Annotated in this window: 11 protein-coding genes; 4 read left to right on the top strand and 7 right to left on the bottom strand. The window is 42.8% G+C overall.

What is annotated here, in order from left to right; all coding sequences use genetic code 11:
- From IQ274_RS28095 to IQ274_RS28085, 3 genes are all read right to left on the bottom strand, one after another.
- Positions 1–89: transposase-like zinc-binding domain-containing protein (locus IQ274_RS28095; RefSeq protein ID WP_416209850.1), on the bottom strand; the 89-nt coding region annotated here is incomplete at its 3' end.
- Positions 90–294: 205 nt separating this feature from the next.
- Positions 295–1,209: a DUF1338 domain-containing protein gene (locus IQ274_RS28090; protein ID WP_194144137.1), complete on the bottom strand. Its 915-nt coding sequence runs from the start codon at positions 1,207–1,209 to the stop codon at positions 295–297.
- 44 nt (positions 1,210–1,253) lie between these two features.
- A complete protein-coding gene (locus IQ274_RS28085; RefSeq protein WP_194144136.1) occupies positions 1,254–2,573 on the bottom strand; it encodes an acetyl ornithine aminotransferase family protein in 1,320 nt (439 codons plus the stop codon).
- A gap of 323 nt (positions 2,574–2,896) precedes the next feature.
- Between IQ274_RS28085 and IQ274_RS28080 the strand changes: the two genes are divergently transcribed.
- From IQ274_RS28080 to IQ274_RS28065, 4 genes are all read left to right on the top strand, one after another.
- Positions 2,897–3,943 (top strand): serine/threonine protein kinase, encoded by a 1,047-nt coding sequence (locus IQ274_RS28080; protein ID WP_194144135.1) that lies wholly within the window; start codon positions 2,897–2,899, stop codon positions 3,941–3,943.
- Positions 3,944–4,268: 325 nt separating this feature from the next.
- The gene (locus IQ274_RS28075) at positions 4,269–5,660 is read left to right on the top strand and encodes a serine/threonine-protein kinase (RefSeq protein WP_322745357.1); all 1,392 of its coding nucleotides are present in this window, start codon (positions 4,269–4,271) and stop codon (positions 5,658–5,660) included.
- Between the two features lie 38 nt (positions 5,661–5,698).
- Positions 5,699–5,971 (top strand): DUF2281 domain-containing protein, encoded by a 273-nt coding sequence (locus IQ274_RS28070; RefSeq protein ID WP_194144134.1) that lies wholly within the window; start codon positions 5,699–5,701, stop codon positions 5,969–5,971.
- Between the two features lie 2 nt (positions 5,972–5,973).
- Complete coding sequence (locus IQ274_RS28065) at positions 5,974–6,417, top strand: type II toxin-antitoxin system VapC family toxin (protein WP_194144133.1); 444 nt, start codon at positions 5,974–5,976, stop codon at positions 6,415–6,417.
- Between the two features lie 36 nt (positions 6,418–6,453).
- On the opposite strand, the gene IQ274_RS28060 is transcribed toward IQ274_RS28065, so the two are convergent.
- The 4 genes from IQ274_RS28060 to IQ274_RS28045 form a co-directional block, all read right to left on the bottom strand.
- Positions 6,454–7,671 carry a M20 family metallopeptidase gene (locus tag IQ274_RS28060; protein WP_194144132.1) on the bottom strand — a complete coding sequence of 406 codons (1,218 nt, stop codon included), beginning with the start codon at positions 7,669–7,671 and terminating at the stop codon, positions 6,454–6,456.
- Positions 7,672–7,808: 137 nt separating this feature from the next.
- Entirely contained in the window at positions 7,809–8,711 is a 903-nt protein-coding gene (locus IQ274_RS28055) for an undecaprenyl-diphosphate phosphatase (RefSeq protein ID WP_194144131.1), read from the bottom strand.
- A 420-nt stretch (positions 8,712–9,131) separates the two neighbouring features.
- Complete coding sequence (gene bioD / locus IQ274_RS28050; RefSeq protein ID WP_194144130.1) at positions 9,132–9,812, bottom strand: dethiobiotin synthase; 681 nt, start codon at positions 9,810–9,812, stop codon at positions 9,132–9,134.
- Complete coding sequence (locus IQ274_RS28045; RefSeq protein ID WP_163928650.1) at positions 9,812–11,548, bottom strand: serine/threonine-protein kinase; 1,737 nt, start codon at positions 11,546–11,548, stop codon at positions 9,812–9,814. Before IQ274_RS28045 ends, bioD begins: the two co-directional genes overlap by 1 nt.
- Between the last annotated feature and the right edge of the window lie 306 nt (positions 11,549–11,854).

Raw genomic sequence — 11,854 nt, 5'->3', positions numbered from 1 at the left:
CGACCACATTCCACACAAATGTAGTTTTGTTTACCTCTTTGTTTACCATTTTTGCGAATGTGGCTTGACGCACACCTTGGACATTTCATAGTGATCGCACTAATTCATATTTCTATTCTGCAACGCCGATTATTCGTTGGGTTTCACTGCGTTTACCCCAAGCTAATCGCATTGTCTTTGAGGTTTTCTGCAAGGCGATACCTACGGTGAGCTACGCTAACGCACTTGACATTTAAGACAGTCGCTACATAAATATATCTTTTAAAAAACTCTAGGTTTCAACATGGATGAGGTTTATTTAGATAGACGAGTCATTTCAAACAATTGCTGGGCATTACTTCCTAAAAAAGCATCGAAAAGTATCTGCTTTCCAGGCTCGATTTCGACTAGATAACGCTGGGCAATTTCATAATAAGCGTAAGTCCAAGGGATCTGAATTTCTGCGCCACTGTTATCATCTAGCACTGTCACCATTTCTGTTACAGCTTGAGTTGCAGTTTGCCGCAAACCACAGGCAATATTTCCCTCTATCTCTGCTTTCATTGGTACACCCAGATGAGCCAAACCACTAGCGGTAGTATCAATATCTGGATATTCTGGGGTGTTCTGTCCGTTGACGTAGCCTGTAAAATGGTTGACACCATATCCGTGCAGCAACACCCAAGCCCCATATTGAGTAACCTGATTGACCTCTTCTACAACAGAACGCTTAGGAGGTAGCCAAGGACGGGTGAAGACTTGCTGAAGTTGTTTGGCAATAGTTTCAATCTCCGCGTCTTTTTTGAGAAGAGTAACGGCTGAGGTTAGTTGGTGTGGGATTGCAGATACTGTTTTAGAGATGAGTTGAGCAATATTAGCAGGCAGTTCATCAACAATCAACTCGCTGATAAAGAGTTTGGGTAAGTTAAATTCATCTTGCTGGGGATGGCGATAATGACGGGCATATAGATGAGTTTGAGCAAAATTATACTCTCCAGCCGCCACGTAACCCAAAGCTTCTGCAAATTGTGCGAGATAGTCAATTCCTAAATTAACTTGACCCTGTGGACTATCTACTAATAAACGCAAAGACCGAAAGGCGATGTGGTCGTTGGCAACAGTCCCACCCGCAGTAGTTATCATTTGCTGGTAGGTACGGGCATGATTTACTCTGGCGCTGTATTCTTGCCAAAGTAATTTCCATAAATTTAAGGCTATTTCGGGTTTCATATAAATTTGTCATTTGTCATTTGTCATTTGTCATTGGTCATCTTTTAAGAACTTAAAATATCACTGATAATCTGAAGGGCGATTTGAATTTGGTCGCTGTCGATAACTAGAGGGGGACAGAAACGAATTGCCGCTTTACCGCAACCTAGTAATAATAAACCGCGTAAAAAAGCTTCTTGAATAATGCGATCGCGCAATTTATGATCGAGATTACCCTGTTCATCCAATAAATCCACGGCTACCATCAAACCTTTACCTCGTGGCGGCGATACTCTGGGAAATCTTTGATGCAACTGGGTAAGACTAGCTTGTAAGAATTCTCCCATCTGGGTAGCGTTGGTCATCAAACCACTTTCCAGCAATTGTAGTGTGGCAATACCGGCAGCACAAGCTACAGGATTACCGCCAAATGTGGTAGCGTGAGAACCTGGAGGCCAAGTCATTAACTCTGGTCTGGCAAGTATCGCACCTAATGGCAGACCACTGGCGATACCTTTGGCAGTGGTAATAATATCAGGCATCACACCCCAATGCTCGATCGCAAATAAGCGACCAGTCCGCCCCATTCCTGCTTGCACTTCATCCACTACCATCAGAATACCGTGGCGATCGCAAATATCCCGAATCCGTTTTAAAAAACCATCCTCTGGTACGATATACCCGCCCTCTCCCTGAATTGCTTCAACTACAATCGCGGCTACTTCTTGGGGTGGTAAAATTGTGCCAAATAGCTGTTGTTCCAGGTAATCTAAGCTAGCGTGAGTCCCATAAGGGATATGTGTCACCCCAGGAACTAAAGGCCCAAAATTCGCTCGCTGCACTGCTTTAGAACCCGTGAGAGACATTGCCCCATAAGTGCGTCCGTGAAATGCACCTAAGAAAGCCACAATTAGCGATCGCTTGGTGTAATATCTAGCTAGTTTAATTGCTCCTTCGTTTGACTCTGCCCCGGAATTGGTGAAAAATACTTTTGCGGGGAATGCACTGTGACTCTGTGGTTGAGGAAACGGGGCGCGAATCGCTAGTTGTTCCGCTAGTTCCACCATCGGTTCATAATAAAAATCCGTTCCTGACATGTGCAGCAGACGCGCCGACTGTTCCTGAATTGCTTTGACGACTTCCGGGTGGGCGTGTCCGGTGGCGGTGACAGCAATACCTGCGGTCATATCCAGAAATACATTGCCATCCACATCTTCAATCATACAGCCCTGGCCGCGAGATACAACTAATGGGTAATCGCGGGTGTAAGAAGGGGAAGTTACGGCGCGATCGCGTTGTACAATTGCTTGAGCAAGAGGCCCAGGTAAAGAAGTTATTAAACGGGGTATACGAGGTAAATTTAAGTTAATAGGTATACTTAACATTATTTTTGCAATTTTTTAAAGATTACTGATGATTAAACGCTAAAGCTTGATTGGTTACAGTAGCATTTGATGCCATTGGTATGAAAATTACGCATTTACCGAAAAAGCTTTACAGTAAAAGATTTTTGTATTTTGTAAGACTTTGCCCGTTTTTATAACACAACTTTTGCGATCGCGTCATATTATATTTTTTGAAGCATAACAGCTTCACTATTAGATGTCAGGGTACAAGCTACAGAACATTTGTTGAGAGAATCTGTATTACATCCACAGGAGAATGGCTATATGCAAAAATTAATACAACTCTCTGAGATAATCAACCAATGACTTGGGTACCTGGACAAAAGTTACACCGCGAGCGGTATGAAATTAAGCAACAGTTAGGACAGGGGAACTTCGCTATTACTTATCTTGCTGAGGATCGGGATGCCAAGAAAGTTGTGATTAAAACATTGGATTCCAATTTGCTGAATCAATTAAGTAACGAAGACCGCGATCGCTTAAAATCAGGTTTTGCAGATGAATCGCGTAAACTAGCAATATGCAAACATCCGAATATTGTCCAAGTCATTGATACCTTCGAGGAAGGTGATTTAAAATGCATGGTCATGGAGCATATTCTAGGAGACAATTTAGCCAAGATTGTCCAACCGCGAGGATTTCTCCCTGAAAAAGAGGCTGTAGATTATATTCAACAAATTGGAAAAGCACTCATAGTAGTGCATGAACAAGGATTTTTACATCGAGATGTGAAACCAGAAAATATCATTCTGCGGTCAGGTACGCATCAGGTTGTTTTGATAAACTTCGATTTAGCACGAAGATTTGTTGATAACCCAGTGTCAAGTCGCGGTAACTTGGTTGATAAATTTACACCAATTGAACTGTATTCCAACTCTCCTAGACAACAGGCGCGACGTAAACCTTGGACTGATATTTATTCTCTTGCGGCAACTTTATATTTTTTATTAACAGGAAAACAGCCAGAAAGTGCTATTGAGCGCCAAGATAACAATAAGCGTTTCATTCCACCTAACGAATTGAATGATAAGATTAGCGATCGCGTCAATGATGCCATTCTCCACGCAATGGAACTACAACCCGACAAGCGTCCCGAAACAGTAGAAGACTGGTTAAAAGAATTGGGTTTAAACACAGCAAGTCTTTCTCTTCCCAAACTTCCTTGGACACAACCTCTGTGGGCGTGGATATTAGAAATTATGGGTGTAGTAGCATTATTTGCAGCCTTGATATCAGGAGTCAAAGACGGCACAGATTTATTCAAAGATTGGTTCCCAGACAAATCAGCACCTACCAATCCTCCAACACAACAAACGCCATCATCTTCTGCTAAACCACAAAATAGGTAATAGGCTAGACTTACGCAAAAGTTAGTTTTCAAGTCGCATTAGTTGCTTTTGCGACTCCAAAAGTTGGTTTTCAAGTCACATTAGTTGCTTTTGCGACTCCAAAAGTTGGTTTTCAAGTCACATTAGTTACTTTTGCAACTCCAAAAGTTGGTTTTCAAGTCGCATTAGTTGCTTTTGCGACTCCAATAGTTAGTTTTCAAGTCACATTAGTTGGTTTTGCGACTCCAATAGTTAGTTCAGCAGTAGCCAGAAGACCTCAACCTTCCTCTCTGCGCCTCTGCATGAGCTTATTCAGCAACGCTAACCACGAGAACTCACAAAAAGCGTGTCACAATCAACATTAGCCATTAATAAATCTGGGCGTATGTTCTGGCAAGACGGACAGCTAATATACAACGGCAAATACAAAATAGAAAAATACTTGGGTGGTGGTGGTTTTGCAGTTACCTACCAAGCGATGCATACCAAGCTCAACCGCCGAGTCGTCATCAAAACCCCCAACATTAGCGTCCAACGAGATCCAGACTATCCCAAATATCTTGAACGCTTCAAAAAAGAAGCACAGATGCTAGCAATGTGTTGTACAGATTCACATCCTCATATTGTGCAAGTATTCGACTTTTTTGTTGAAGAAGATGGTCGCTACTGCTTAGAAATGCAATATATAGCAGGCGAGAGTTTATGGGAATATGTGCGACGGCAAGGTGCATTACCCGAAACTGAAGCTGTAAAATACATCCGTCAAATGGGTTTAGCTTTAGTAGATGTACATAAAAAAGGAGTATTACATCTCGATGTCACTCCTCCTAATATTATGCTTAACTTTAATTCAGGGATTCCTAACTCTGGCAAAGCGGTGTTGATAGACTTTGGTATTGCCGGCGATATGTCCCCACCGAGTACATTGTCTAGGTCTTTTGGTAACAAGGTATTTGCACCGTATGAGTTAACACGCAAAGGGATTCGTCACTCAACAGTTGATGTCTACTGCTTGGCTGGATCTTTGTACTATGCCATCACTGGACAACGCCCCACCAATTCCTTTGACCGCAAGTATGAACAAGAGGAATTAGTACCACCAAAGCAACTTGTCCCCAGTCTTAGTGATGCTGTAAATGAAGCGATTCTGCAAGGTATGGCATTAGAGGCAAAAGATCGACCCCAGACAATGGAAGAGTGGTTGAATTTACTCTCCTCTTCTCAAGCTAATCTAACAGAGTTGATATTAGCTTTACATCTGAAGCTAGATTACCAAAACCTAGAGAATTTACTCAAAGCTAAGAAATGGAAAGAAGCAGATGAGATAACCACCAGAATCATGCTGAAAGTAGCCAAAAAAGAAGAGCAACGCTCGCTTGATTTAGAATCAATCAACAACTTTCCCTGTACTGATTTGCACACTATTGACCAACTCTGGGTAAAATACAGCAATGGTCATTTTGGGTTTAGCGTACAAAAACGCATTTGGCTAGAATGCGGTGGCAAAGTAGATTATGAAACGGAGTGTCGTTTAGGTGATCGCGTGGGCTGGCGCAAGGAAAAAAGCTGGCTGCTTTATGATAAATACAATTTTTCTCTAAATGCCCCCCTTGGGCATCTCCCTTGTCCGGACTGCGATTACCGTTTCTTGATAGAAATTTATGGAGCAGATATGGATAAAGATCGGACTGCTTCTTCTCTCGCGTACAGACTTTTAAATTGTAATTTAAGTAAGTAGGCGGGAAAATTTCCAAGTATGTAAATATAGGGGTAATAATGACCATTAAAGAACAAATTAATCAAGAACTAGAAAAATTACCTGAACCCTTATTACAGGAAATTTTAGATTTTGTGCAATTTTTGCAAGCCAAACATCAAACACACAACATATCTTCAGATAGCCAATCTGCTCAGATGCTTACAACAGAGCATACCTTAACAGGTTCTACTGCTGAAGATTTATTAGAATTTGTGGGCAGCTGGGCAGGTTCAGATATTAGAGAATGCCTGCAACTAGTTCATGACAGCCGGATACCTCTAGAATTTTAATTATGTATCTACTAGATACTAATCACTGTTCTTTCTTGATGGAAGGTGTGCCTAGTGTTATAAATCACTTGCGATCGCTTGGTCAGGTACAATTAGCAACCAGTGTTATTGTTGCTGGTGAGTTGCACTTTATGGCACAAAACTCACATCAGAAAGCTGCTAATTTAATAAAAATTAATGCATTTCTCAAACGAATTAACCTATACGGGATCGACAAAGAAACAACAGAAATCTACGGTGATTTTAAATCAGAAATTATCAAACAATTCGGCCCAAAAGAAAAAAATAAACGTAAAACAACCAAACTAAATACCATAGGCATTAGTGAAAATGACCTCTGGATAGCTGCTACAGTTTTACGTCATTCATTGACTCTTGTTTCATCTGATAGCGACTTTGAGCGAATGCGACAAGTAAGAGAAATTTCTTGGGAAAGTTGGGTGTAAATTAAACAGGGTAAAAAAACATCTAATTACACCCACTCAATTCAAAAACTTCTCCACGCATCTAACAAATATTTCCACACCCATTCCCAACGCCGTTTCGTCAAAATCAAACCGGGGATGATGATGAGGATACGCCAAATCTTTCCCTGGATTTGCAGAACCTAAAAAGAAATAGCAACCAGGAACCTCTTGCAAAAAGAATGACATATCTTCAGCAGCCATAGTTTGGCATTCTGGCACAATACCCAACGGTGTTTCTACCACTTGTTCTGCTACAGTTCGCACCAATTCTGCTATCTTAATATCATTAATTACTGGTGGATAAAGTGCCCAGTATTCTAAGTCATAACTCGCACCATGACTTTGACAAATTCCAGCAATAATCTGCTCGACGCGCTGGTTGAAAAAGCCTTTCAAACTAGGATTGAAATATCTAACAGTGGCACTCATTCGCGCTGTATCAGCAATCACATTCCGCTTGGTTCCAGCATGAAGTTCGCCCACCGTTACCACAGCTGAATCAATGGGATTAACATTCCGGGCGACAATGGTTTGCAAGGCATTGACAATTTGGGCAGCAACTACTACAGAGTCAACAGTTTGATGGGGTAGTGCGCCGTGTCCACCTTTGCCCAAAATTGTGCAGTTAAAGCACTCCACAGCTGCCATCAACGCCCCAGCCCGCACGCCTACTGTTCCCAAGGGTAAATTATTCCACAAGTGCAAACCAATAATCGCTTCAACATCAGGATTTTTCAGAACTCCAGCTTCAATCATCGGCTTTGCGCCTCCTGGTGATTCTTCTGCTGGCTGAAAGATAATTTTCACAGTACCGGAGAAGTCTTGGCGATGCTGCTGGAGATAGTAAGCTGTACCTAATGCGATCGCAGTATGTCCATCATGTCCACAAGCGTGCATCACTCCATCATGCTGCGATTTATAGGGCACTTCATTAAGTTCTTGGATTGGCAAAGCATCCATATCTGCCCGAATCGCTAAAACTTTCTCTGCACCTAATTTGTTACCCTTGATAGTGGCAACAATGCCAGTGTGAGCAATGCCAATTTGATGCTCAATTCCCCACTCTTGCAGCTTTTGTGATACAAACTCAGCCGTTAGTTTTTCTTGAAAACCCAACTCTGGTTGTTGATGCAATCGCCGCCGCCACTCTACCAATTGCGGTTGCAATGAGCGAATTGCCAGCCGGATGCGAGATAGATCAACAGAAGAGGGATTGGGAAAGGTAGAAACCATTATGAAGACAAGCTAGTTTAAGTACAGCTAACTTAGTCTATCGTAGGAAATGGCGAAGAATCATCATCAGAATCTTCTTAACCAGTAAGCCAAAAAGTTTTTTTCCAAAGAGCTATGCCTGCGGCTAACAGGTAAAATCAATTCTGTAACCAACCAGCCATCACAGCAACTATCAAAAATAAACCCATCGCAAAACGGTAGAAAACAAAAATCAAGGTGCTGTGTTTTTCCAGGTAGCGCAGGAGTCCCCAAATTGCGGCAAAAGCAGAAATGCTAGCGGAGATTAAACCTACCAACAAAGTCAAGCAACCAGCCGTACTCAACCCTGCTTTCGTAAGAGTATGGAGTTCTACACCACCTGCCAAAATCACGGCTGGTAAGCCCAACAAAAAAGAAAATCGGGCTGATGTCTCCCGTTCCATACCAAAAAATAATCCAGCAGTGAGGGTGGAACCGGAGCGAGAAACGCCAGGGATCAGGGCAAAAGCTTGAGCAACTCCTACCCAAATGCCATCCCAGAGGTTGAGGTTGTCAAAGGTGCGATCGCGTCCTCCGCGTTTTTCGGCGATCGCTAGCAATCCTGACATAATAATTGAAGCTGCACCGATAACTACTAACCCTCGCATCGGTGAGTTGCAAGCGTTCAGAATTGGTTTGAGTAGCACACCAGCCACGGCAATGGGCAAGGTTCCGATCAATAAGCCCAACATCAGTTGCAAAGAACTAGATTGATAATCTTGTCCGCTAATTGCTCTAACTGTCTCTCCGGTTAATTTTTTTAAGTCTTGCCAAAAATAGACTAAAACAGCAGTCAAGCTAGCTAACTGCATTGCTGCTGAAAAAGCAGATCCCGGATCTTTCAGTCCCAGTAGAGTTGGTACTATCCGCAAATGAGCAGTACTGCTAATTGGTAGTAGTTCTGTAATTCCCTGAACGATGCCTAAAATAATCACGTCAATCCAGCTAAGGTTAGCAAAGTCTAGATTCACTTCACTACCGTTGCCACAGACTGCACTCGCCACCACAAAAGAAAGCATCATGATATCAGGCGTAAATAATTTACTTTTAATCAAACACCGACAAAGTAACTTATGTTAGTGACGCTTCTGTGACTAAGACATGGCACTTGGATGACATCTAAATGCAAATACAAAATATCGTCTGTTCGCGCAGCGTACCGTTAGGCAACAAAGATTATTTGGTGATTCTAAAAACGTCTTTAACTAGTCATATTTCGCACAGACGAAATCTGCTAATGAAGTGTTATTTTAGTCCCAAAAATTAAAAAAGGCAGGTAAATCCTGCCTTGTGTGTCACTAAAGTTAGGTTAATTTCGTCTTTTCTTACCATTGCACGTCTTATTGACAAAGCTATTGCCGAGTTATGTCAAAACTGTGACTGCATCAGTTGTAAAAAGTGATTGGACTTCGCTAATTTTTCTCCAATGCCCAATCCCCAATTCAAAGTGTCAGTGTTTCCCAATCTAAATCTGACGCTATTTGAGCAAGTTTATCTAAATCAGTCAGATTATCTAAATAGGGTAAGCAGCCTAAAACTGGCATGTTAGTAAGTGATTGAATTAATTGCTGTGGTGTCCAGTCAGCTATTTCTGCATCTGTTCGGGGTTGTATACAGTTCAGAACAATGCCTTTGAGATTAACGCGCGATTGCCTAGCTAATGCGACGTTTGCCACTGCTTGAGCGATCGCACCCAATCTAACTGGTACTACCAATACCGTTGGTAAACGCCATTCTCCAGCTAAATCAGCTACGGTTAACTCGTCAGTTACCGGCGAACCTAACCCTCCCAAGGCTTCTACAAGCACAAAATCACGTTGCGATCGCAACTTAGACAAAGCTTGCCACACAAGAGCTAAATCGACTTGGCGATTTTCTCGTGCGGCGGCGATGGGAGGGGCTAAAGGTGCTTCAAAGTATAACGGTGTAATTTCCTCTGAAGATTGTTCTAGCGCAAATAGCTTTTGATACCACTCGCGATCGCCAATCCCCGATTGAATCGGTTTCATGATTCCCCAGCTACGCTGCGGGTAATATTTTTGCCAATAGGCTGCTAAGGCTGTTGTTAAAACAGTTTTGCCAGCTTCGGTATCAGTTCCAGTAATCAGTAGTGTGTTTAACATTAATTTCTTTGGCCAGAAAATGGTTGTGTTTCATTAACTGGCGGCAAGGTTGGCGTTTCACCAGTGGGCGGAGTTGGAATCGGTATCTCTGTGGGAATTGGGAAGGGTGTTTCTGTAGGAATTGGGAGCGGTGTCTCTGTAGGAATGGGAATCGGTGTCTCAGTGGGAATTGGGAGGGGTGTTTCTGTAGGAATTGGGAGCGGTGTCTCTGTAGGAACGGGAATCGGTGTCTCGGTGGGAATTGGTTTGACTGATTTTTCTAATGAAACATTGAGGTTGTAATTGCTTTCGGCAACTCCCGAAGCCAGTGTTAACTCAATAGTATATCTACCAGTAACTAGCAATATGCCTTCATAAGCTGTTATTGGTTGAGTATTTTGAGCAAGTGGTTGTTCATTGGGACTTAAAACTGTGAGCAATACGCTGCTTGTTGGGTCAATCAATGCAGTTAACTTGTCACCTTTCTGTCCAAAAAAAGTATAGCGGATGATTTGATTTGTTTTGAGAGTATCTGTAACTATGGCTGTGTTATTTGCTCCCAGATTGAGCCGCCTAGAAATAGGTTGCTCAGTGGTGGGTGTGGGTGTGGCTGTGAACGTAGTACCACCAGAAATAACTGGTGAAGGGAAATTTTGTGGAAGCGTTTCAGTTGGTGATGGTTTCGACTGACTGCGGATTGAACTGACTAATGCCCAAGAACCAAATCCGGCGACAAAGACTACAGCAGTGGCAATTGCTGTGATCGCTAACGGATTATCCAAGACTGAACTAGTGGAACTTGGTGGAATCACAGGATCGGGTTGTTTCTTCGGCGAAGCTGGTGGTGGTACTGAGTCAGGACGGCGGCTAACAGCCATTGTCTGCAAATTAGACGCATTCAGGGGAGGAAGACTGACTTGTTCTAAAGGTTGTAGTGCTTGAGATACACTAGCAGCACTCTGATAGCGATCGCTCGGTATATGATTCAACATTCGATTCAACACTACAGCAAATCGCGGACTCACCTTTACCCATCGCTGCCAATTCCAAGTTAGTTGGTTTTCATCAAATAGATCCTTTGGTTCTTTACCAGTCAGCAAAACAATCGCGCTTACCGCTAATGCATACAAGTCACTGCTAGGGTAAGCCCCCCCTGTTTGCATTTGTTCGCTAGGAGAGTAGCCTAATTTTCCCACAGTGGTTTCGGGCATGGCACTCTCTGGCGATCGCAAACGTGTTGCTAGTTCCTTTACCACCCCAAAGTCAATTAACACAGGTTTAGCGTCACTATCTCGCAAAATAATGTTTTCTGGCGAGATATCTCGATGAATGATCCCTCGACTGTGAATATGCTCTAAAACACGCAACAACAACTGTATCAGCTGCAATACTTCAGCCTCTGTGAAGGTTTTACCAACAGCTTGACGTTCAGCCAGCATCGCTCGATAAGTTTGACCTGCAACATAGTCCTCCACCAAAAATAAGCGTTGGTCTTGCTCAAATCTTTCCCGAAATTTGGGGACTTGTGGATGTTCGATTTGATATAAAATGGCAGCTTCTCGGTGAAAAAGCTCCTTTGCCTTTTCCCAAGCCGAAGCCTCCGTTGCTGTTGAAATCAATTCCTTGATCGCGCACAGTTCGTTAAATCGCCTCTGATCTTCTGCCAGATAGGTTCTACCAAATCCTCCTTGTCCGAGAATTTGAATTATGCGGTAACGGTTTTGCAAGACAGTGCCAACTGTAATGGGTGGTTGCATGAGCGATTGATTGAGTGTAGGAGCAACTGAGGAGGAAGTCACCCACCAAGATTAAGTCCGAGAGGCGACACAGTTACATGCAGCGATATTCTACCTTACCTAATGGGTATACCCCCAGTTAGGAGTATACGCAAAGTCACGTTTCAAGTGTCTTATGCAACTTTAAGAACTGTCCACGATACAGGGGGCAAGGGGAGCAGGGGAGGCAGGGAGAGTAAAGAGAAGATTTGAGGAATTTTTCTAGTGAAATAGTCATGAATAGACTTATTTCCTTCTCTTCCCCTGCCTACCCTGTTACCCATCTCA

The sequence above is a fragment of the Nostoc sp. LEGE 12447 genome (assembly GCF_015206985.1).
Classification (GTDB): domain Bacteria; phylum Cyanobacteriota; class Cyanobacteriia; order Cyanobacteriales; family Nostocaceae; genus Nostoc.
This window is presented reverse-complemented; position numbering and strand designations above follow the sequence as displayed.